18 protein-coding genes and 1 pseudogene are annotated in these 21,892 nt (G+C 51.8%); 13 read left to right on the top strand and 6 right to left on the bottom strand.

From position 1 onward, the window contains the following. The 3 genes from PKH29_06385 to PKH29_06375 all read left to right on the top strand — a co-directional run. On the top strand, positions 1-2,120 hold a 2,120-nt coding region (locus tag PKH29_06385; protein ID HNX14465.1), incomplete at its 5' end, for an RHS repeat-associated core domain-containing protein. Continuing rightward, positions 2,117-2,809, top strand: coding sequence for a hypothetical protein (locus PKH29_06380; protein HNX14464.1), 693 nt, complete (start codon positions 2,117-2,119; stop codon positions 2,807-2,809). The genes PKH29_06385 and PKH29_06380, both read left to right, overlap by 4 nt. Positions 2,810-2,880: 71 nt before the next feature. Beyond that, the gene (locus tag PKH29_06375; protein ID HNX14463.1) at positions 2,881-3,072 is read left to right on the top strand and encodes a hypothetical protein; all 192 of its coding nucleotides are present in this window, start codon (positions 2,881-2,883) and stop codon (positions 3,070-3,072) included. 409 nt (positions 3,073-3,481) lie between these two features. Here PKH29_06375 and PKH29_06370 read toward each other — a convergent pair whose 3' ends face one another. The 4 genes from PKH29_06370 to PKH29_06355 all read right to left on the bottom strand — a co-directional run bounded on the left by PKH29_06370 (position 3,482) and on the right by PKH29_06355 (position 7,357). Further along, entirely contained in the window at positions 3,482-3,667 is a 186-nt protein-coding gene (locus tag PKH29_06370) for a hypothetical protein (GenBank protein ID HNX14462.1), read from the bottom strand. A 243-nt stretch (positions 3,668-3,910) separates the two neighbouring features. Next, the gene (gene copZ / locus PKH29_06365) at positions 3,911-4,120 is read right to left on the bottom strand and encodes a copper chaperone CopZ (GenBank protein ID HNX14461.1); all 210 of its coding nucleotides are present in this window, start codon (positions 4,118-4,120) and stop codon (positions 3,911-3,913) included. A 28-nt stretch (positions 4,121-4,148) separates the two neighbouring features. Beyond that, a complete protein-coding gene (locus PKH29_06360; protein HNX14460.1) occupies positions 4,149-4,871 on the bottom strand; it encodes a hypothetical protein in 723 nt (240 codons plus the stop codon). Beyond that, positions 4,868-7,357 carry a heavy metal translocating P-type ATPase gene (locus PKH29_06355; GenBank protein ID HNX14459.1) on the bottom strand — a complete coding sequence of 830 codons (2,490 nt, stop codon included), beginning with the start codon at positions 7,355-7,357 and terminating at the stop codon, positions 4,868-4,870. The genes PKH29_06360 and PKH29_06355 overlap by 4 nt, the downstream gene beginning before the upstream one ends. A gap of 253 nt (positions 7,358-7,610) precedes the next feature. On the opposite strand from PKH29_06355, the gene PKH29_06350 reads away from it, so the two are divergent. Then, positions 7,611-7,985: a helix-turn-helix domain-containing protein gene (locus tag PKH29_06350; GenBank protein HNX14458.1), complete on the top strand. Its 375-nt coding sequence runs from the start codon at positions 7,611-7,613 to the stop codon at positions 7,983-7,985. On the opposite strand, the gene PKH29_06345 is transcribed toward PKH29_06350, so the two are convergent. Next, positions 7,979-8,428 carry a Fe-S-containing protein gene (locus tag PKH29_06345; protein ID HNX14457.1) on the bottom strand — a complete coding sequence of 150 codons (450 nt, stop codon included), beginning with the start codon at positions 8,426-8,428 and terminating at the stop codon, positions 7,979-7,981. The genes PKH29_06350 and PKH29_06345 overlap by 7 nt on opposite strands. Positions 8,429-8,654: 226 nt before the next feature. Between PKH29_06345 and PKH29_06340 the strand changes: the two are divergent. Both PKH29_06340 and PKH29_06335 read left to right on the top strand, forming a co-directional pair. After that, positions 8,655-10,967, top strand: a pseudogene (locus PKH29_06340) (glycoside hydrolase N-terminal domain-containing protein). 64 nt (positions 10,968-11,031) lie between these two features. Further along, positions 11,032-12,180, top strand: coding sequence for a uroporphyrinogen decarboxylase family protein (locus tag PKH29_06335; GenBank protein ID HNX14456.1), 1,149 nt, complete (start codon positions 11,032-11,034; stop codon positions 12,178-12,180). 91 nt (positions 12,181-12,271) lie between these two features. Here PKH29_06335 and PKH29_06330 read toward each other — a convergent pair whose 3' ends face one another. Further along, a complete protein-coding gene (locus PKH29_06330; protein ID HNX14455.1) occupies positions 12,272-14,260 on the bottom strand; it encodes a hypothetical protein in 1,989 nt (662 codons plus the stop codon). A 460-nt stretch (positions 14,261-14,720) separates the two neighbouring features. Between PKH29_06330 and PKH29_06325 the strand changes: the two genes are divergently transcribed. The 7 genes from PKH29_06325 to PKH29_06295 all read left to right on the top strand — a co-directional run bounded on the left by PKH29_06325 (position 14,721) and on the right by PKH29_06295 (position 21,892). After that, positions 14,721-15,071 carry a hydrogenase maturation nickel metallochaperone HypA gene (locus PKH29_06325; protein ID HNX14454.1) on the top strand — a complete coding sequence of 117 codons (351 nt, stop codon included), beginning with the start codon at positions 14,721-14,723 and terminating at the stop codon, positions 15,069-15,071. Between the two features lie 44 nt (positions 15,072-15,115). Then, positions 15,116-15,784, top strand: coding sequence for a hydrogenase nickel incorporation protein HypB (gene hypB, locus PKH29_06320; protein ID HNX14453.1), 669 nt, complete (start codon positions 15,116-15,118; stop codon positions 15,782-15,784). Next, positions 15,781-18,021, top strand: a complete 2,241-nt coding sequence (gene hypF / locus PKH29_06315; protein HNX14452.1) for a carbamoyltransferase HypF — start codon at positions 15,781-15,783, stop codon at positions 18,019-18,021. The genes hypB and hypF overlap by 4 nt, the downstream gene beginning before the upstream one ends. A 5-nt stretch (positions 18,022-18,026) precedes the next feature. Beyond that, the gene (locus tag PKH29_06310) at positions 18,027-18,254 is read left to right on the top strand and encodes a HypC/HybG/HupF family hydrogenase formation chaperone (protein HNX14451.1); all 228 of its coding nucleotides are present in this window, start codon (positions 18,027-18,029) and stop codon (positions 18,252-18,254) included. Then, the gene (hypD, locus tag PKH29_06305) at positions 18,251-19,318 is read left to right on the top strand and encodes a hydrogenase formation protein HypD (protein ID HNX14450.1); all 1,068 of its coding nucleotides are present in this window, start codon (positions 18,251-18,253) and stop codon (positions 19,316-19,318) included. The genes PKH29_06310 and hypD overlap by 4 nt, the downstream gene beginning before the upstream one ends. Before the next feature lie 2 nt (positions 19,319-19,320). Further along, positions 19,321-20,343 carry a hydrogenase expression/formation protein HypE gene (gene hypE, locus PKH29_06300; protein HNX14449.1) on the top strand — a complete coding sequence of 341 codons (1,023 nt, stop codon included), beginning with the start codon at positions 19,321-19,323 and terminating at the stop codon, positions 20,341-20,343. Positions 20,344-20,482: 139 nt separating this feature from the next. After that, a complete protein-coding gene (locus PKH29_06295) occupies positions 20,483-21,892 on the top strand; it encodes an NADH-quinone oxidoreductase subunit L (GenBank protein HNX14448.1) in 1,410 nt (469 codons plus the stop codon).

Below are 21,892 nucleotides of genomic sequence, written 5' to 3'. Positions count from 1 at the left end.
CTCAAACCGAGAGCTATTCCTATACGCCGAATGGGTCGCTTACCTCAAAGACAGATCGGAACGGAACCGATTTCACTTACGGTGTAGATGGGCTTGGCAGGACCTTGACAATCAACGCGTCGAAGAGTGCGGCGACGCAAACACATACGACGGCATACAACTACGGCGGACAGGTTTCTAGCGTCAGCGCGGACGGCGTGACGACGAGCTATACCTATGACGGTTATGGTCGAGTGGTTTTAGAGCTGAACTTGGTTACGTTGGGCGCTTCCGGCATTCCTTCGCAAAAGGCATATACCTATGACCTTTCAGGGAGAATGCTCACTTCGGCAATCACCGTGAACGGGGTTACAAACACCACAAGCTACACCTATGACCGTTTGGGTCGGGTAGTCACAGTAAAAGAAAACGGGGAAACCGAAGCGACTTATACGTACGACGCAAACGGCAACCGGGCGACAATGACACTTGGTAACGGGGAAGTTACCACATATACCTATAACCTTGCGAACATGGTCAAGACACTGGTCAACAAAGATGAGAGTAATAACACTTTGTCGAGTTGTTCGTATCTGTACCGTCTGGACGGTAATCAAGTAGGTAAACAGGAAGGCACAAAGACCACACTGTATGCCTATGACGATCTGGGGCGGCTGACAGCGGAAGCTGTGACAGAGAATCAGACCACCGTCACAACCGGTTATTCTTTCGATGTTTATAATAACCGCGCGACAAAGACAATCGGCGGCGTGACTGTAACCACTTACACCTATGATTCCAATAACCGGCTGACGGGTGAAACAGGAGTTGCCGGAAATACGACATACACCTATGACGATAACGGAAGCCAGCTAATTGCAACCATCGGAACGAGTACTACGACAAATACCTACGACTTGTTCGGGCAGTTGAAGTCCTACACCGGCATGGACAGTGTTGTAACCAACTATACTTACGGGCCGGATGGATTGAGAGTAAGTAAAGCCAGTGGGAATACCTCTACGGCCTATGTCTGGGATGGCGGTAACATCACGAACGAATTCATCTCAACCACAGAAGGTGAAAATACCACCACTACCGAAAACCGGTATGTTTATGGCATCGGCAGAATCAAGGCGTTCCTCGACACGACAGAGGTGTATTATCTCTACAACGCGCATGGTGATGTGACCGGACTGACGGATTCTTCTTGTGACCTGACGAAATCATATATCTATGATGCGTTTGGGATTGAAGCTAATCCCGATCCGGCGGACGCGAACCCGTTTCGTTACTGCGGCGAGTACTTTGACAAGGAAACAGAGACTTATTACCTGAGGGCGAGGTATTACAAGCCGAGTACGGGAAGGTTCACGCAGCAGGATCCGGCAAATGACGGATTGAACTGGTATGTATATTGCAATAACAATTCGGTTTCGTTTGTCGATCCGAGTGGGTGTACTGCATTACCGAATCGTCTTCCCGAGGATGATATCGAATTTGATAAACTACTAATGGATTTACAAAATCAACAGATTAACCCAGCTCTCGACGCTGTAGTTTTTGGAAACGAGTTTTATAACAGTCCTTTGTTTGATACGATAGAAGAAGCAGCAATGTTTTTTGCTGAAAATGCAATGGCTTTATCATTATTTTTAATGATAGAATTTCACACGACAATTTACTCAATAATTGATGATGTATTAAAATATGGAATTATTGGATTCCAATTTGGTACTGCACACGCAATAGATGAAGTTTGGAAAGTGCCCACTGGAACCTCTATCGTTGCTTTCGCTCATACACATCCAAATGGCAAGGATTTTTCAACGCCTGATAGGGATTTTGCTGATCTAAATAGAAAGATATTGTTTGTAGCAACTCCAGAACTAAAATTACTTAAATATGATTTCGAGACAAAAGAAACCACTGAAGTTGATGATTTTATACCAAACAAGTTACCTATATTCGTTTCAAAAAAATCTTTTTATTTGCAATTTGAGGAATATTTTAGAGATCATATAAAAGATAAATTTTGCGAATACGGTTATGATTGTGTAAACATGGAATGGCCGAATTGGGCTGCGTATTATAAGTTTAGAAGACCCTATTATAGAATTCAAAGGGGGTATACAGCATGAAAAAGTTCGCTATTAGTATTTTGATTCTCTTCTTAATAAACGGATGTGCATATAATAACTCACTGGACAATAAATCGGAGTTGAATTCTATAAGGGAAGCTTCATCGCTCTCGGAATCATCCGAGAGAATTGTTGATGACCTTACTTGGGGTTTTTATATTATGTATAAAGATTTTTTAAATGATTTAAATTATGTGGACATAGAGGAATCTGTAGCAGAAACTCAAGCGAAATATGAATTTCGCATATTTGATACCCCCTATTATTCAAGATTATTTTATTATTACAATATTAAAATATTCGCTGACAACTCAATAGATGTGAAATGTTTAAAAATGCATTGGGCTGGCGATTTATTTGATGTTGATTGGAAAAACGAACCCGAAGTCGTATTTGAATACAACGGTCAGTTTTCGCAAGAAGATACACAAGATTTTTTATCTATTATTGAAGAAACGAACTTTTGGAAAATTCCCGATAAAGGCAAATCAAAAATGGTATCGAGAATCGGAAGAGAGCAGATTTGTATTGAAGGATATGGAGAAAATAAAAGAAATTGTGTGGTGCAAACATTAGAGTTTGTGGAAGGGGATAAAGATGAGAAAATACAAAAGATTCATATGACAATACGCGAAATGGTTATGAGCAGGATAGGTGCAGAAAATTTCGTCGATCCCTATGAAGGATAAATTTAAAATCCAACCTTTGTTGGAATATATATAATAACGGTGCAGGCAGCGTTCTCACACAGACTGACGGAATGCCTCTCGGAGGCAGGCATACCACAACGTACACATACGACCGGTATCAGAACGTCGCAACGATCGAGGACGCGTTAGAGCAGATCGAGAGTTATTCGTATACCCCGAACGGCTCGCTTGTGTCGAAGACAAACCAGAACGGCACCGGATTTGCCAATGTAGTAGACGGTCTGGGTAGAAATATGCAATAGGAACAAGTGGATAATCGGCGAATTCGGAACAGCACAAATGTAAAGAAGCGTATTCACAAGATGCGCTTCTTTTTTTGTTAGATTTATAAATCAATAAATTTAATAAAGGTAGTATACGCATGTATGGTGAAGTGTTATAATTAAACCGTGGGACGTTGGGCATGTGCATCTTTTAATTATTCTCTACACAATTTAATTATGGACGGGGTTATGTGCAATTTGGTATTAAAATTGGTCACTACTTTCAAAGAAAAACCCCGTAAACAAGCCGTTTGCGGGGTTTTTACGTCTTTTATAATGCCATTTGACCCTTCAATTTACCCTTTACAGATTAGAAAACATGATAACTGGGTATCATTTGACCCTTTAATTAAGAGAAGGGAGCGGCCCTAAGAACCGCTCCCCGCTGTCATTTCTCTCCGTAAAAGGCATTCTGCAATTTGTCGGCCTTTTCGCTGATGAGGTCGGAGAGCATATAGGTGATGCTGTCCTGTTCCTCTTGGCTTAACTCTTCCCGGTGGTTAGCAAACATCTGGCATAAAGCCGCGAGTCCCTTTTCCTCGAAGATAACGGTTTCTAAATCTACTGTTTTCATGTTGACATCCTCCTTGATTATATTGGAAGGGTGTGGTAGTATCTACTCACATCCGCTCCGACTGGTGTGCGATCTTTATATCACTTATTAATGGATTGTCAACCCTAAATCGGACAGAAATTATAAGGTACATGATCTCTTGAACTCCACCGGTGAAAGATATCCAAGCGCACTATGTAGCCGGAAGTTGTTGAACCAATGCATAAAAGGGTAACCGCACGGTTCGCGGTTACCCTTATCAAATTATGCGATTACATCATAGCCCTGATCATTGATTTCCGTTTTGATCTTTTCGAGAGGGGTTTTCGCCGGGTCGTAATCCACCGTCACCGTCTTACCCTTTAAATCCACAGTGACATTGCCGATTCCAGGCAGTGCTCCGACCGCTTTCGTAACGGCCTTAACGCAGTGCTCGCAGGACATTCCGTCCACCCGGATGATGCTTTTTTCCATAGTTATTTCTCCTTTTCGTAAATAAAGATTAGTCTAAATTAAATGGTTTTAAAAACTTATAGACCTGCGTGGGTTTCCCGTTGATATCCACAGTGACCTGTGCATATACCCATCCTTCCGCTTTTTCGGGATTGACACCTGCCGCGATCAGCGGCTCGGGATTGAGCACAAAGACAATGTCTTTATCCTGATTCTCTCCGGTTGTGCCATTCGTCTTCAGATCTTTTGCCCACTCGAACATATTGCCGCCGCCGACGCTGACGTTGTAATGGTCAAGCGCTGTATGATATCCGACAGAGCTGCGGTAATTTTGAACGATTTTTTCGTAAGCCGTAAGCGGAGTCGGTTGACCGTTATAATTGAAGGAGTCACTGCCCAATTTGGTTCCCACCATCAGCATGCCTTCGTAATAAGCATAGTTTTCCGGTAATTTGCCTGTATCCAGTCCCGCATCGATGAACGGTTTTGCGTCAAGCTCCAGCATCACATCATGCAGAGGGCTTTTGCTGTAGTCCTCGCTCCAGATAAAACGAACCGAACCGTCCGGCGCTTTCAGGGACCAGCCCGCATTCATTTCATCGGCGCTTACCTTGCCGGGAATTGTTTTTAAAATCTTGTTGAAAGAAGTCACGGATGATTTTCCGACCACATCGAGATTGCCGCCCGCCGTTCTCAGGATTACGAAGAGAAGCGTTGCTACCGCGACTGCCGCAATCCCGATGACAATCGTGAGTTTAACACTTTTTTTCATATTGTTTTCACCTGATCCTCTCTTGATGCTTTAAATCTTTTTAAACGAAGCGCGTTTGTCAAAACGGAAACCGAACTCAAACTCATCGCCGCCGCCGCGAAAATCGGATTGAGCAGGGGTCCCCCCAACAGATAGAGCACGCCTGCCGCGATCGGGATGCCGATTACGTTGTAACCGAATGCCCAGAACAGGTTTTGCTTGATATTGCGAATGGTTCTTTTGCTCAAATTGATCGCCGTCGGGACATCCATCAGATCGGAACGCATCAGAACAATGTCCGCGGATTCCATCGCAACGTCCGTGCCGGAGCCGATGGCGATGCCGATATCGGCTTGCGCCAGCGCGGGCGCGTCGTTGATGCCGTCCCCGACCATCGCGACTTTATGCCCCTCCGCCTGCAGCTTTTTGACCTCATTGGATTTGTCCTGCGGCAGAACCTCGGCTAAAACACGGTCGATGCCGACCTGACGGGCGATCGCCTCAGCGGTTTTGCGGTTGTCGCCGGTGATCATGGCCACTTTTATGCCCATTCTGTGTAAACTTTCAATTGCGGAGCGGCTGCTTTGTTTCACCACATCGGCTACCGCAACGATACCCGCGAGTTTGCCGTCGAGTGCGACATACATGGGCGTTTTTCCCTCACCGGCCAGTTTATCAGATGATTCTTCCAGCTCGCTCAACGAGATATTTCGCTCTTCCATCAATTTTCGGTTTCCGGCAAGGACGAGCTGCCCGTTGATTTTTGCTTCAATTCCCCGTCCCGTGAGGGATTCAAAGGTCTCTGCCGCTGAGATCTTTAATCCTTTTTCTTCGGCGCCGCGGACGATTGCCTGACCGAGCGGATGCTCGGAACCCTTTTCGGCAGATGCCGTCAACTGAAGAAGCTGCTGTTCAGGGAGGTCCCCCAGAGCGACGACGTCTGTAACGGTCGGTTTTCCCTCCGTGAGGGTGCCTGTCTTGTCAAACACGATGGTATTGATTTTATGCGCGGTTTCAAGCGCTTCTCCGCCTTTGATCAAAATGCCGTTTTCAGCGCCTTTGCCGGTCCCGACCATGATGGCGGTCGGAGTGGCGAGGCCCAGCGCACAGGGGCAGGCGATGACGAGCACCGAAATAAAGATGGTCAGGGCAAATTCAAGATTTCCGCCGGTTCCGAAGTACCAGGCAATCCCCGCGACAAGGGCAATCGCACAGACGATCGGGACAAAGTAACCCGAGACGATATCGGCCATTTGCGCGATCGGGGCTTTGGAGCCCTGCGCGTCTTCGACCAGTTTGATGATTTGCGCGAGTGCGGTGTCGCTGCCGATTTTCTCCGCCTTGAATTGGATTGTGCCTGTGGTGTTCAATGATGCGGCGTAAACGGGATCTCCCGGTTTCTTGTCCACCGGCATACTTTCGCCGGTCAGCATGGATTCGTCGATTGACGTGCGGCCGTCGGTGACTGAGCCATCCACCGGAATTTTAGCGCCCGGTTTGACAACGATGACGTCACCGATTTCGACTTCATCGATCGGAATTTCTTTTTCCGCACCGCCCTGGAGAATAATCGCGGTTTTCGGCGCAAGACCCATGAGCTTTTTGATGGCTTCGCCGGTACGTCCCTTTGATACCGCCTCCAATGATTTGCCGAGCAAGATCAGCGTGATGATGATGCCCGCGGTCTCAAAATACAGATGCTCAACCGCTTTAAAGTTGCCGAGTGCAATCTGCCAGGTGTTATAGATGCTGTATAGGATTGCCGCGGTGGTTCCGATGGCGATCAAAGAATCCATGTTCGGGCTCAGCCGAACCAAGTTTTTAAATCCGATCGTATAAAACTTATATCCCACACCGACAACAGGAATCACCAACAACAGTTCAATTAAAGCGTATATCAGCGGATACTGCATGGGATCAAGCCCGGCGGGGAACGGAAGCTTTATAAATTTGATCATCGGAACCATTGCGATATAGAGCAGCGGAACCGAGAATATCGCGGAAACGATGAATTTTATCCACAAAGTCCGGATTTCCTTTTGTTTGCGTTTCCGGTCTTCATCGGCAGCGTCTGTTTTATTGATCTCCAGCGCTTTGTATCCGGCTTTTTCGATGGACTCGCGAATGGCCGAAAGCCGGATCTTTTGCGGGTCGTATTGAACCGTCGCTTTTTCGGTGGCGAGATTTACCGAAGCGCCTGCAACACCCTCGAGTTTTTTAATGGACTTCTCCACCCGCTGAGCGCAGGCCGCGCAGGTCATGCCGCCGATGGGGATCGCCACATGGCTGCTATCGCTTTTTTCAACAACTTCATAACCGATTTTTGCAACGGCATCTTTGACGGTATCGAGTGTTAACTTGTCCGGGTCATATTCTACGAACAATTTTTCACTCGCAAGATTCACGGTTGCCTGTTCGATGCCGGAGAGTTTTCGAATGGTCTTTTCTATACGTTGCGCACAAGCCGCACAGGTCATACCCCGTATGCTGAGTACTTGTGTATTCATTCAGTTTCACCTCACCGGTTTTTGCCGGGCGCCCTCGGGCTTTATATCTCCGTCGGCTCCCATACTTATATTTTAACAGTTGATTTTAATTTGGCAAGTACGCACTTTATTGTGCGATAATACCCTAAATGATACTATTGCGGTTTTATGACGTTTTGACATTCATTTGCCCGTGTGATATCATCAAGCGTGTATTGCCGGGAAAGCATATACACTGATATGCTGTCGGATACGATACTGAGGAGGGTTCGGAATGAAATGTGATTGCAGCGGCTTAAACTGCCCTGTGGATACCACCATCGAAATGATCGGCGGAAAATACAAGTCTCTGATCTTATGGCATCTGATTGACAATACCCTGCGTTTCGGCGAAGTGCGAAAATTGATACCGCAGGCAACGCCCAAAATGCTGACCCAGCAGCTGCGTGAATTGGAAGACGATAATCTGATCATCCGAACGGTCTATCCGGTCGTACCCCCGAAAGTTGAATATAAGCTCTCCGAATTGGGGAGAAGCATCAAATCCATCCTCGAAGCCATGTATCGCTGGGGAGCGGACTACTTAGCACAAAACGGTTTAAAAGTAGGGTGCTCCATGACAGCTCACATGTTGAAAAAGGATCAATAGGATGTTTTCCAATTGGCAAATATCTGCCTGGCTTCATTGAGGAAGTTATAGGAGATCGTGATGGTTTCGTCCGTCACGGTCTTATTTTTTGCAAAAATCGGCCGGGGATTACATCCGCCGGATTTCACTTCCATGCGATCCATGGTAAATTTATTCCCGCAATTCTGGCAGACCAATTGCTGTAAAATCACATACAAGGCGATGATAATGATTAAGATTCCGATGATGCGTCCTGTTTTGGGCACTTCTTTTTCATTGCCGGTGAGCACTCTGTAGCCAAGCTTTTCAATCACAGCAGAGAGTTCTTTTAAAGAAATGATGTCGGCATCATAAGTGATATCCGCAGTTCCCGCACTGTAATTCACTTTTGCATTTTTAACCCCGGCTGTATTTCGGAGCTTTTTTTCGATTTTATTTTGGCAGCTCACGCCATAACAGAACACCTCCTATGATACCTTCGTATCAAAGCGGGTGTTCATTTATTGAAGGAACAGGCTCTTTGAAAGATTATAAAACGGCTCCGGAAAAACATTTTTTGGGTTGCAAAATAAGAATCGTTTGCTATAATAAATTTAAACAACCGAGACATCCGCAAAGAAACAATTACCGCGAACATGCCCTGCATGCAGTACGCCGGCAGCCGGAAAAATATTTCAAAGGAGTCATTGAATGGGCGCTTATGATATTACTGCCGAAGACCGCTCAAACGAAGACGAGCGCATATCTCCGGATCACGCGCCTTTCCGCTGGCTCGACGGGCTGCCGGTCGGAAACGGCCGGCTCGCTGCGATGGTATGCGGGGGCCCGGGGTGTTCCCGCCTCGCGCTCAATCACGAATGACTGCGCAGGGGTACGACGCGCCTGCGGGACAATATCCCCGCCGCCGAACATCTTTCCGAAGTGCGCGAGCTGCTGCTCTCCGGGGATTTCGCGCGGGGGACCGAACTGGCCAACCGTTATTTCGCGGGGCCCGGAGGGATGAGCGGAACGCCGAATCGCATCGATCCGTTTCAACCCGCCGGCGACCTGATTTTCACGATTGCATCGGTGGGCGAAGATGCGCCCGTATCCGGTTACCGCCGGACCCTCGGCATGTCGGACGCCGTTGTCACCGAAACCCGGAATACGGGTAAAGCCCGGATTACGATTCAAACAATTGCGTCGCTGGATGCGCCGTACGTCATCGTCCGCGCGGTGTGTTCGTCAGGGCGCATCGGCGGACGTTTTTCGCTCAGAAGAGCCGAAGACGCCGGCTGCGCACTGCGGTTTGACCGCTCTGCCGAAATGCTGCGCATGCGCGGAAGCTTTTCCGGGGGCATCGATTTTGAAGTGCGCGCGATGATCCGCGCTCAGGGCGGAAAGGTCAGTTTTGCCGAAGACGGAGGCCTTGAGGCGGAAGACGCCGAAGAGATACTGGTCTTCCTCGACATCGGCACATCGGCCGGGGGAGACGCTCCGGAAAAAGAGATCTCTTCGCACCGTGTACCCGATCTGCCGTGGGAAGAACCCCTGCGCCGCCATACGGCCCGATTCCGCCATTTTTACGACAGGGTGCTGCTTCGCCTGGGAAAAGAAAACGGCGTATCCACCGGGCTTATAACGCGAGCTTTCAACCTGGCGCGTTATCTGCTCATCTGCTGCAATACCGGCGAACTGCCGGCTCATCTGCAGGGCAAGTGGGACGAAGACCTCAATCCGATGTTCGGAGCGGATTACCACAATGACATCAACATCCAGATGTGCCACTGGCTGACGGAGTGCTGCGGGATGCCGGAATTGGCGGAGCCGCTCTTTTCTTACATGGAAAAACTGGTGCCGCACGGGCGGAAGGCGGCACAGGACCTTTACGGCTGCCGCGGGGTCTATGTGCCGATCACCACGGACTCGTGGTTTCGCGCCACGCCGGAGTCGTACGGCTGGGCGGTATGGACCGGAGGGGCAGCCTGGCTTTCCCGCCACCTGTGGGAACATTGGCTCTTCGACCAAAATGAAGATTTTTTGCGGTACCGCGCGTACCCGTACTTCCGTGAGGCCGCGCGTTTTTATGAGGACTATCTCACGGAGGGCAAAAACGGCGAAATTCAAATCGTCCCATCTCAATCCCCGGAAAACCGGTTTAGAGGGAGCGGTGATTTGCCGGTATCCATCTGCGTATCGTCAGCGGCCGACGTGACACTGTGCCGCGACGCCCTGACATTCGCCGTCGAGTCGGCCCGGATACTCCATGCCGATCGGGATGAAGCCGGGCGCTGGCAAAATCTTATAGACCGTCTTCCTCCGCTGCGCATCGGCGCCGACGGCCGTATTCTCGAATGGGGCGAAGAACATGAGGAGTGCTATCCGGGACACCGTCATATCATGCCGGTATACGGCCTGTTTCCCGGCGATTCCATTACGGAGAAAACACCGGAATTGCTCGCGGCTGTTGCGAAAACCATCGCTCATAGGGTGGAACACGGCTTCGCGCCCGATACCCGCGATAATTTCTCCGACATCGGGTGGACACTCGTCTGGCTTGCGTGCTGTTATGCGCGCCTGCGGGACGGCGGCGCCGCGCTCAGAATGCTGGAGAGATTCCTTGAAAATGCGACGAGCGAATCGATGCTTTCCGTTCTGTACGGACGCCTTTTCCAAATCGAGGCGAACCTGGGCGTCGGAGCGGCTGTGGCCGAAATGCTGCTGCAGAGCCATCAGGGTTATCTCGACTTGCTGCCCGCGCTGCCGGACGCGTGGCCCGAGGGGAGCGTCACCGGTCTGCGCGCAAGGGGCGGATATACCGTTTCTATGGGTTGGCGCGGCAAAGAACCGGAAAGCGCGACTGTTACTGCATCCGCAGACGGGGTGTGCCGAATCCGGTGCGCAGTTCCGCTCAAGGCAAAAGACAGCGAAGGCAACGGTTTGCAATGCGAAAACGACGCCGAAGGCCGAATTGTATTCCACGCCGAAAAAGGAAAGACATATATATTACTGCATAAAACTTAGACAGAGCACCGATTTCCGTTTATATTATTTTATAATCCCGTCTGACGGGAAAAGAGGAGCGATTATGACAAGCAAGGAACGGCTGGCGCGCGCGATGCGGGGACAGGAAATCGACCGGATACCGGTATCTCCCCGAGACGGTTTTTACCTAAGCTGGAAATACGGGGGAAACGCCTATCTCAAAACCGCATTGGAAGCGCAGAAAGAATGGGGGCACGACATCACCGTCACGGCCGGTTCGGGCATGCCGAATCCGTTCGACAGCGTGTTTTTTGACGCGTCCTATTCGGACGACATCAAACTTGAGACAACGGTGCGCGACGATCACGATACCAAGATCATCCGGCGTGTCATCCATACGCCCGCGGGCAAGCTGGAGGATCTCATACGAGTGGCGCCCGCCGGCCGTGAGTACGGCTTGAGCCCGAATCCCGTGAAACTGGAGTTTCTGATCAAAGACCGCTCGGACCTCGAGCGCATCCGCTATATGATGCCCGATCCGAAGAAGTGCGTCAATTTGAAACAATACCGAAATGACTGCGAAGCGCTCGGCGAAAACGGCATCGTGCAGACCTTTATTCGCAGCCCTTTGGATCATAATGCCGGCGATTCGCGCGGCGTCGAGAACCTGATGACGGACTATTACGAAGACCCCGGTCTTTTCCGCGATATCCTGGATCTTTTTTTCGGCCATATCACGGAGGAAACACGGCAGTGCCTTGAACAGGGAGCGGAGCACATTTTCTGTTCCTGGTATTATTCGTCGCTGTCGACGGGATGGTCGCCGGAAATCATTCGCGAGGTTTTCGTGCCGTATATGAAAAAGCACGTCGAGCTCGTACACAGTTACGGGGCGACTTATGATCTGTATGACGACGGGAAGATGATGAAGACGCTGCCGTACTACCTGGAAACCGGGACCGACGTCGCGGAGACGCTGACGCCGCCGCCCGTCGGCGACGTGGATCTGGGTCCGGCGCGGGCCATCGCCGGGGACCAGATGACCCTCAAGGGCTATGTCGACCTGCTGTATGTCGTCCAGCGCGGCACGGCCGCGCAGGTGCGCGCGGCGGTCATCGAGGCATTGGAGAAGGGCTCGCCCGGGGGACGGTTCATCCTCGGCAGTTCCGACTCATTCCGCGAAAACACGCCGGACGAAAACATCGCCGCCTATTTCAAGACAGCGCGCGAATTCGGTTCGAAATGGATCTGATTCGGAACGGGAGGGAAGATTGCAGCGATGACGTCGAAAGAAAGGGTCATTAGGACCATGAACCATACGGAGCCGGACCGCGTGCCCGCAATCAGATTTCCGAGATTACGAATTTGATCGTGTATTCCATCAGCATCAGCGCCATTCCGCTCGTCATGCCGGTGTCCAATTGACCCGCCTTGTCCGGCCCCCAATACAGGCAGTTGCTCTGATCGATCGCGTGAACCAGCCCGTTATCAAAGGGCTTGCCCGGAGCCGAGAAAAAGTATTTCGATACGCAAGTCAGCAGTTCGGCTGCCATCCGGTGATAAAACGCATCGCCGGTGGCTTTGGAAAGCCGGACAAGCGGCACATAGCCAAATGACCCGGCGCCCAGATAAAGCAGCGGGTAATCCGGCATTCTGCAGACGGTTCCGCCGCGCGTAACGCCGTTGTGCCCCGTATCAATATTATAAAAATACATCCAGCTGATGAGATATGCCGCACATTTTTTGCAAAGAGAGAGGTTTTCTTCATCTTTCGTTTCAAGATACAATTCGGTTAATCCCTGAAGCGCATAGGCGGAATTTTCGCCGTCATAAATCTCGATCGGCGAAGGCGGGTTTGAAGAATGCCCGAACGCGTCGATCATCTGATTGAAAAATTCGTATTGGTCGATTTCCGGTTTCACGGCGAGCGCCAACCGCCGGGCGGCATTCAGATACTTTTGATCTTTGGTAAATCGATACAGGTGCACCCATAGCCCGCAAAAAACAGCTCTCGCGGGAATCCGGTGCGGTTTCGGATTGGCCTCGCGATTATCAGCCTCGAATCCGTCGTTGATGTCTCCGCCGGCTTTTTGCTTTGTAATCATGAAATCGGCGATGTCTTTTGCGGTATTGAACCAAATGGTGCGAACGTCTTCCCGATAATCGGGCACATCATGGTATAATTGGATCAGCTGCAGCCCGATTTCGCCCAAAGAGTGAGTCCAGATGCGTTTGTCGACTGTGAAATCGCAGAACTCTTTCGTCTTTTCGAAATAGCGGTCGTAATAGGCGCCGGGCACTTTTTGTTCGCGCAGGAAAAACCGGATCCCCCGGCTCATTTGGTCAATCTGCTTTGAAAAATCATCCCCGGTTCTGTCCATATACCGCGCAAGAGCGGAGATTGTGGCGGCGCCGTATCCTTCGCCCCAGCCCAAGTCATAATAGGGGTCTTTTTTGGGCGTCCCGAACGCCGTATAGATCCACATATTGCGAAACCACCCGCAGCCCTCGCCGAATACGTCCTCTTCCCAAAGGCCGCAGTTTTTGAAATATCCGGCCAGTTTTTGCGATACGCTGTGATAGTCAATCGGTGCGGGGGGCTCTTTCAGCAGAATTTGAGCCGCCATTTTTTCGGCTTCCAAAAGCGGTTCGTCTTCTCTCTTTTTTGTCATGACAAATTCGGACAGGATGACGGTTTGGCCTTTTGAAAAATCGGCGTCGCCGAGAGGCCGCGAACCCGTATAAAACGCAAACCCCTCGGCCTGCCCGGTTCTGTCGGGATAACGGACGCCAATCGAAAGCGTTTCGGCGTCTTCCGTTTGAAAGGCGTCCGGTGACCCTCTGCCTTCGTTTTGATTGACCCCGTAAACGATGACGTTTTCATCGGTGTGCCAGACATGCGCCGGAAGAGGGACTGCCCAGGAGATATCCTGCCTGAGCGGCGGCACTTGTGATATCGGCGCCTCGTACACATGAATCGGATAGGTATAGCGGATATCGCTTCCCTTGATCGTAAAACGGGGCAGAAAATGCCCGTGAAAATCCTTCATGATCCGGTAGGTCTGTTTGCGTTCGATGTGCGAATCGCCGATAGAAATGGTTTCATCAGCATGAAAGTATTCTGTTTTCGCAGACAGAGAGACGACGATTCGTTCAGGGGTTTGCTCTAAAACCGTCAGTTCCTCCGCATTGCAGTGACACACAGAGCTGTTAAATTCATGAAACGGGATGCCGCGCAGAATTTCCGCGTCATCGTATTCGATTTTTTCAATCGTATATCCGTTTTCGCCATTGATCGATATCTTCAGGTTATGAACAGCCAATTCCGTCATGAAAATTCATCCTCTCTGAATGTCGGACTCGCTTGTCCCTATCATAACATATTAAATAACCCCAAGCAAATCTCTCAGGGTTTCAAACGGGTATCCAAAACAACCCCTGATACAGATACAGATACAGATATAGATATAGATAAAGATATAGATAAAGATAAAGATATAGATATAGATATAGACATGATATGAATATCGACCCGGGCTTACGGAGATCGCGGCGGGCTGTGTACCGAATTTAAGCCGCACAAAATGCAAAATCGGATAGCAATCCGGACTGCGGATGTGATATCATATCAAGAGAGGAAGGAAAGCGAAAATCCGATGAAAGGCCCCGGGTTCGGCAAGGCCTCACGGCGGCGCGCCGTCATTGATTTTCAGCCGATTCGTAGTATAATAATCAGTTGCGGAGACGGGCAATCCCGGCCTTTCTCCGATTCGGGCGAAAGGGGCAAACGGCATGCATGAGACGGCGCTGATGCAAAATTTGATGGATGCGGCGGCGCGCGCGCTCGAAGGGCGCAGCGTGACCCGGGTCAACCGGGTGACCGTCTCAATCGGGCGGTTTGCCAACGTCCTGCCGGACGCGTTTTTATTTGCCTTTGAAGCGATGACGCGGGACGGGGTTTTCAAAGGCGCGAAACTGGAGACGGAACAGCTGCCCGCGAAAATTCACTGCCCGGACTGCGGGCATGAATACGAGGCCGACGGGTTTCCGATCGTCTGCCCAAATTGCAAAAGCAGGAATTTTACGATTATCAGCGGCGAAGAGGTTTATTTAAAGTGTCTGGAATGTGAGGAAGAAGGTTGAAAAATTCATTTTTCAACCCAATCTGCTTAAGGATGGCCCTTATTATGATTAAAGAAATTGAAATCGACGAAGAATTGTATGAATATAATAATAAAATCGCGGCGGTGAATCGGGAGAAATTCAAGGCGAAGGGCGTTTATGTGCTGAACGTCATGGGGTCGCCGGGTTCGGGCAAGACGACGCTGCTTGAGAACATCCTGCCGAAACTGCAAAAACAATTGCGAATTGCGGTGATCGAGGGCGATATCGCCACGCAAAATGACGCGCTGCGCATTCAAAAAACCGGCGTTGCCGCTGTTCAGATCAACACCGACGGCGGCTGCCATCTCGACGCGAAGATGATTGAAAATCAACTTGAAAAGCTTGACCTCGATTCGCTTGACCTGCTCATCATCGAAAATGTGGGAAATCTCGTCTGCCCGGCGGAATTCGATTTGGGCGAAGACCTTTTAATGGTGGTTTTGAGCGTCGCCGAGGGCGAGGACAAGCCGTTGAAATACCCGCTCGCGTTTTTGAACGCCGGCGCCGCCGTGCTGACCAAAACCGACCTGCTGCCCTATGTGGACGCAAACATCGATACGATGAAACAGTACATCACCGGCATCCATCCCCAAATCGAGATTTTTGAGACGGGGAAAAAAGACGGCGTTTATCACGCGGATGAGTTGATCCGATTCATCATCGCGCAGGCCGATTTGAAAAAAATCCGATGATCCGTTATTCGATTGTCGTCAGGGGCATAGTGCAGGGCGTCGGGTTTCGTCCGTTTGTGTTTAGGCTGGCGAAGTCCCTGTCGCTTGCGGGATTTGTGCAGAACACCCCCGAGGGCGTCTACGCCGAGATCGAGGGGGAGGAGCGCGCCTGTGAGGAGTTTCTCGCGGCGCTTCAAAAACGTCCGCCGGTGTTGGCCCGGATCGACCGTGTCGACGCGAAAAAAATGCTTTTGCGCGGCAATCGGGATTTCGTGATCCGAGCAAGCGGCACGGGCGCGAAAGACGCGCTGATCTCGCCCGACATCGGGATCTGCGCGGCCTGCGCGGCGGACATCGCGGACAAAAACAACCGGCGGTACCGGTACGCTTTCACCAACTGCACCGACTGCGGGCCGCGTTTTTCGATCATCCGCGACGTCCCGTATGACCGAAAAAACACGACGATGGCAGGATTTTTGCAGTGCAAGGACTGCAAAGAGGAATATGAAAATCCCTTTGACAGGCGGTTTCACGCGCAGCCGAACGCCTGCCCGGCCTGCGGGCCGCATCTCGGTTTTTATAAAAACGGAGTTTTGCAGCAGGGCGACCCGATTTCATTATTCGGCGAGTGTGTTAAAAACGGCGGCATCGTCGCTTTAAAAGGGCTCGGTGGGTATCACCTCGCCTGTGACGCGGCGAATGAGGCGGCGGTTGCGCGGCTGCGCCGAAACAAGATTCGTTTTGACAAGCCCTTTGCGCTGATGCTGCGCGATATCGGGACCGTAAGGCGGTTTTTCGATATCGATGAGACCGAAGAAGCATTGCTCCTCTCCGAGAAAAAGCCGATCGTGCTGTTACAAAAGACCGATAGGTGCGCGTTCGCAGAAAGCATCGCGCCGGAAAACGGGCGGCTCGGCGTGATGCTGCCCTATACGCCGTTACACGGTCTGATCATGCAAAATCACGAGGCGCTGGTGATGACGAGCGCGAACCTCTCCGACAGCCCGATGATTTTCGATGACGAAATAGCAATAAACCGTCTTTTTACAATGGCGGACGCGATGCTTTCCCACAACCGGCCGATTTTCCGAAGGGTAGACGACAGCGTCTGCATGGCGGCGGCGGGTGCGCCCCGGTTGATCCGACGGGCGCGCGGGTATGTGCCGGAGCCCGTAAAGCTGAACGGCAACCGCAAAGTGATTTTATCACTCGGCGCGCAGCAGAAAAATACTTTTTGTCTCGCAAAGGGTGAAAACGCCTTTTTGAGCGGGCACATCGGCGACCTCGACGACATGGACGCGGCCGCGTTTTACGAATCGGAAATCGAGTCGTTTCAGCGGCTGTTCGAGGCAAAACCGGAAGCGATCGCCTGCGACATACATCCGGATTACGTCTCGACGAGGTACGCGGAACGTTATAAAGGGACGCTGCCCGTTCTCGAGATTCAGCACCACCACGCGCATTTCGCCTCCGTTTTGGCGGAACACCATCTTGAAAACGCGGTCGGACTGATTTTCGACGGGACGGGGTACGGGACCGACGGCGCGGTCTGGGGCGGAGAAGCCCTGTTCGGCGGCATCGGAAAAAGCGAGCGGATCGGGCATCTGCTGTACGCGCCGCTGTTCGGCGGGGAGGCCGCCATCCGCGAACCGTGGCGCATGGCGCTTGCGATGCTCGACATCGCCTGCGGCAGAGATGCCGCGTTAGACTTTTATCCGCGATACGCCGACGAGGCAAGTTTGTTATTAAAACGCGGGGATCAGGACGGATGGCCGCTGACTTCGGGGGCAGGACGGTTGTTTGACGCAGCCGCGGCGCTCGCCGGAATCAAAACGCATGTGTCCTTTGAGGGGCAGGCCGCCGTCGCGCTCGAGGGGGTTTTGGACGATTCCGAAAACGGCAGTTACGGTTTAGAGATCGGAGTTCAAAGCGGTATGATGATCTTCGACTGGCGGCAGATGATTCGCGACATCGTGGACGACGTCAAAGCGGGCTGCGGAAAGGGTGTCATCTCCGCGAAATTTCACCGCGCCATGGCGCGTCTGCTCGTTGATTCCGCCGTCCTCATGAAAAAAAAGACCGGATGCAATACGGTCGCGCTGTCGGGCGGGGTGTTTCAAAACGCGTTTTTGCTCGGGAACGGGATCGAAAATTTACAAAAGCGCGGGTTTCAAGTTTATTCGAATGAGAAAGTGCCCGCGAATGACGGCGGGATCTCTTTCGGGCAGGCCGCCGCGGCGGCGAAAAGGATGGGGTGAACAATATGTGCCTTGCGATACCGGGGAAAATCATCGAAATCAAAGACGGAACCGCGCAGATCGATTACGGCGGCGTGACCAAAAGCGCGAGCTTACGGCTTTTTCCGAACGCCAGGCCGGGTGAATACGCCCTGGTGCATGCGGGGTTTGTCATTCAGATTCTCGATAAAGATGAGGGCGGGGAACTCGACGCGCTGATCGACGAAGTGATGGGGCATAATTTACAACCATGAAGCACGACATCATCGAATTAAAAAACGGCATTGAAAAGCTGGCGGCGGATTTGGGGCCGATTCAAATCATGGAGGTCTGCGGCACGCACACGTTTGCCGTCCGCAGATACGGCATCGGCCAGCTGCTGCCGAAAAATATCCGGCTGGTGTCAGGCCCGGGCTGTCCCGTGTGCGTCACGGCGCAAAAAGATATCGCGGCAGCGCTTTCCATTGCGAATGAAGACGATGCGATTTTCACTTGCTTCGGGGACATGCTGCGGGTGCCCTGCGGCGACAAAAGTTTATATTCCCTCTATGAGAGCGGAAAAGACGTCCGGATGGTGACCTCACCCATGGACGCTTTGGCGATCGCGCAAAGAAACCCCGAAAAAAGGGTGGTCTATTTCGGGATCGGCTTTGAGACCACAGCGCCCCTTACCGCCGCGCTGATCGAGGCCGCGGACAACCTGAAGATCGACAATCTGAGTGTTTTGAGTGCCCACAAGACCATGCCGACGGCCATCCGGCAATTATTGAAAGGCGGGAGCAAAATTGACGCATTGCTCTGCCCGGGGCATGTGGCGGCGATCACGGGCGCGGACGTTTTTTCCTTTGTCGCGGACGAGCTCGGGCTGCCCGCCGCCGTCTCGGGATTTGAACCGCGGGAGATCATGACGGCGTTATTTTGTATCGTGAGTATGCTGCGAAACGGAGAAAAGAACTGCGTCAATGCCTATCCGGGAGCGGTTACGGCGGGGGGGAACAAGAACGCGCTTTCGCTTCTTGATAAAGTGTTCGAGCCCTGTGACGCGCTTTGGCGCGGTCTCGGTGAGATAAAAGGCAGCGGGCTGAAAATCAGAGCGCGTTATCAAAAATTCGACGCGGCGCGGCAGTTCGAAATCCGAAGGGAAGAGATTCCGGAGGCAAAGGGCTGCATCTGCGCCCGCGTGCTCTGCGGGAAGAACGTGCCGACCGATTGTGCGAATTTCGGGAAGACATGTACGCCGGAAAAGCCGCTCGGCGCGTGTATGGTGTCGTCTGAAGGCGCATGTGCGGCTTATTACAGATACGGAGGAGATGAATAAAGATGCAGGACAAGATCACGCTTGCCCACGGGTCGGGCGGACAGGCCTGCCGCGAACTGGTCGAAGAAATATTTCTGCCGGCTTTTTCAAACAATATGCTCAATCCCCTGACCGATTCGGCGGTCTGCGAGGCGGGCGAAAAAATCGCGTTCACCACCGACAGTTTTGTGATCAAACCGCTGTTTTTCCCCGGCGGCGACATCGGGCGGCTCAGTATCTGCGGCACGGTCAACGATCTTGCGGTCAGCGGCGCGGTACCCAAATATATCTCGGTCGGAATGATCCTCGAAGCGGGCTTTGAGACGGATGTGTTACGCCGCATTATCGCCTCGATGGCCGAGACCGCAAAAGAAGCGGGCGTTTCGATAGTGACCGGAGACACCAAAGTGGTCGAGGGCGGCAGCGCAGACGGGATTTTCATCAACACGGCCGGGGTCGGCATATTTTCAAAAAACAGGCCTCCGCTTGCGCAAAAAGCGATGCCGGGCGATAAAATTCTCATCAGCGGGAACATGGCTTCGCACGGCATGGCGGTCATGGCCGCGCGCGAAAAGATGGAATTTTCTCCGCCGATTCTAAGCGACGCCGCCCCTCTTGCGGCACTCGCGGACGGCGTTTTGCAAAAAGGATTTGAGATCCACGCGATGCGCGACCCGACGCGCGGCGGCGTCGCGGCGACTCTTTGCGAATGGGTTTATGACGGGATTGATATTGCGATATACGATGAATGCCTGCCGGTGCGCAGCGACGTCTCGGCGGCCTGCCGGATGCTCGGGCTGGAGCCGTTGTTGATCGCGAACGAGGGGATTATGCTGCTGTCCGTGCCCGAACGATTTGCCCTTCAAACGCTTACAGCGCTGCGTTCAACTAAAATCGGAAAAGACGCTGCAATCATCGGAGAAGTCAAAGAAGTCAAAGAAGTCAAAGAAGGCAAAAAAGGGGGAAATGTCTATGCGGTCACACCCTGGGGGACAAGCCGGAAAATCATTTTGCCGAGAGGCGGACTGCTCCCCAGAATTTGCTGAAAAATACCGTTTGACTTTATATGCAAACAGGCATACAATTAACTATTGCTCATGGACCTTATTGTCAAAAGCTGCCTCAGAACAGCTTAATTGCAACAAGGCCATTTATTCTTTGAACGGAGAATCAAGGGACATCGAAATGGAACAGATTTTTCTCCTCTTAAGTATCTTCATACCGTTAGCCGGCGCCTGTTTTCTCCCGCTTTTGGGGAAGATCGGCCCGAAACTGCGCAACGGCGCCGCGCTTGCCTTTGTCGCCGCGGCTTTCGCCTGCGCGGCTCTCACCCTGCCGGGTCTGCTTTCCGGTTCTCCGGTCTCTCTGCACGCTGACCTGCCGCTCGGGATGAGTTTCGGTTTTTACGCGGACGCGCTTGCGGTCTTTATGGCAATGACATCCTCTGCCGTCGCTTTTATCATCGTGCTTTATTCCTTCGGATATATCAAGCATGATGAAAATCAAAACGAATATTATTTCATGGTGACCCTTTTTATCGGGGCGATGATGGGTCTCGTCTTTTCGACGAACTTGATTTTCATTTATATCTTCTGGGAGATCGCCGCGATCTGCTGCTGGCGGCTGATCGGCTTTTACCGGGGCGAGACCGAAATCCGCAGCGCCAACAAGGCGTTTCTGATCACCGTCGGCGGCGCTTTGGTCATGCTCATCGGGTTTGTCGGAATCTACGGGCAGACGGGTACTTTTGACCTTGCCGCGATGAAGGGCGTTTCGGTCCCATCGTGGGCGGTCGTGCTGATTCTGTTCGGAATTTTGTCCAAGTCGGCGACCTTCCCGCTGCACAGCTGGCTGCCGGACGCGGGCGTCGCGCCCTCTCCGGTCACTTCGCTGCTGCATGCCGCGGTGCTCGTCAAAATCGGCGTATACGCCTACGCGAGATTGTTCGTTGTGACGTTTGACATCGACAAGGCGTTTACCGTCGCGGTGCCGGTCATCGCCGCGGTCAGCGCGCTCATCAGCGCCGGAGTCGCGATGCGCGAAAACAACATCAAGCGCGTCATCGCCTATTCCACCATCAGCCAGCTCGCGTTCATCCTCGCCGGACTGTCTGCCGGAAACGAAACCGGCCTCATCGGCGGGATGCTGTATATTTTGATGCACAGCGTCGCCAAAGGCGGGCTTTTCCTCTGCGCGGGTATTGTGGAACACACGACGCATACGAAAGACATCACCAAAATGGGCGGGCTTTATAAACGCATGCCGCTCACGGCGCTCGCGTTCCTCTTCTGTGCCTTTTCGGTCATGGGAATTCCACCGTTCGGCGGGTTCTTCGCGAAATACCTCGTGATCGGCGGCATCGTCTCTTCGGGAAACATCGCGCTTGCGATCGCCTTCATCCTCGGCGCGGTGATGACCGTGATGTATCTGATGCGGCTCTTTTTCAAGGTCTTTTTGGGACCGCAGACCTTCCCGGAAGTCAAAGAGGGGTCTCCGGTCATGGTGACGTCGGTCGTGATTCTGGCTTCTCTTTCGCTCTTGCTCGGAATCTTCATCGGCATCCCCTCCGGGCTTGCTGCCTTGATCGGGAGGTAA

This window comes from Oscillospiraceae bacterium (assembly GCA_035353335.1).
Classification (GTDB): Bacteria; Bacillota; Clostridia; order Oscillospirales; family JAKOTC01; genus DAOPZJ01.
Note: the sequence above shows the minus strand (reverse complement) of the source record. Positions and strands in the feature narration are given on the sequence as shown.

Excerpts from the sequence above, each read along its gene's own strand:
- PKH29_06360 (HNX14460.1), bottom strand. The coding sequence starts at position 4,871 with ATGAAAAAAAGTGTTAAACTCACGATTGTCATCGGGATTGCGGCAGTC.
- PKH29_06350 (HNX14458.1), top strand. The coding sequence starts at position 7,611 with ATGAAATGTGATTGCAGCGGCTTAAACTGCCCTGTGGATACCACCATC.
- PKH29_06370 (HNX14462.1), bottom strand. The coding sequence starts at position 3,667 with ATGAAAACAGTAGATTTAGAAACCGTTATCTTCGAGGAAAAGGGACTC.
- hypF (HNX14452.1), top strand. The coding sequence starts at position 15,781 with ATGATCCGTTATTCGATTGTCGTCAGGGGCATAGTGCAGGGCGTCGGG.
- PKH29_06335 (HNX14456.1), top strand. The coding sequence starts at position 11,032 with ATGACAAGCAAGGAACGGCTGGCGCGCGCGATGCGGGGACAGGAAATC.
- hypB (HNX14453.1), top strand. The coding sequence starts at position 15,116 with ATGATTAAAGAAATTGAAATCGACGAAGAATTGTATGAATATAATAAT.
- PKH29_06375 (HNX14463.1), top strand. The coding sequence starts at position 2,881 with ATGCCTCTCGGAGGCAGGCATACCACAACGTACACATACGACCGGTAT.
- PKH29_06325 (HNX14454.1), top strand. The coding sequence starts at position 14,721 with ATGCATGAGACGGCGCTGATGCAAAATTTGATGGATGCGGCGGCGCGC.
- PKH29_06380 (HNX14464.1), top strand. The coding sequence starts at position 2,117 with ATGAAAAAGTTCGCTATTAGTATTTTGATTCTCTTCTTAATAAACGGA.
- PKH29_06295 (HNX14448.1), top strand. The coding sequence starts at position 20,483 with ATGGAACAGATTTTTCTCCTCTTAAGTATCTTCATACCGTTAGCCGGC.
- hypD (HNX14450.1), top strand. The coding sequence starts at position 18,251 with ATGAAGCACGACATCATCGAATTAAAAAACGGCATTGAAAAGCTGGCG.
- PKH29_06310 (HNX14451.1), top strand. The coding sequence starts at position 18,027 with ATGTGCCTTGCGATACCGGGGAAAATCATCGAAATCAAAGACGGAACC.
- hypE (HNX14449.1), top strand. The coding sequence starts at position 19,321 with ATGCAGGACAAGATCACGCTTGCCCACGGGTCGGGCGGACAGGCCTGC.
- PKH29_06355 (HNX14459.1), bottom strand. The coding sequence starts at position 7,357 with ATGAATACACAAGTACTCAGCATACGGGGTATGACCTGTGCGGCTTGT.
- copZ (HNX14461.1), bottom strand. The coding sequence starts at position 4,120 with ATGGAAAAAAGCATCATCCGGGTGGACGGAATGTCCTGCGAGCACTGC.
- PKH29_06330 (HNX14455.1), bottom strand. The coding sequence starts at position 14,260 with ATGACGGAATTGGCTGTTCATAACCTGAAGATATCGATCAATGGCGAA.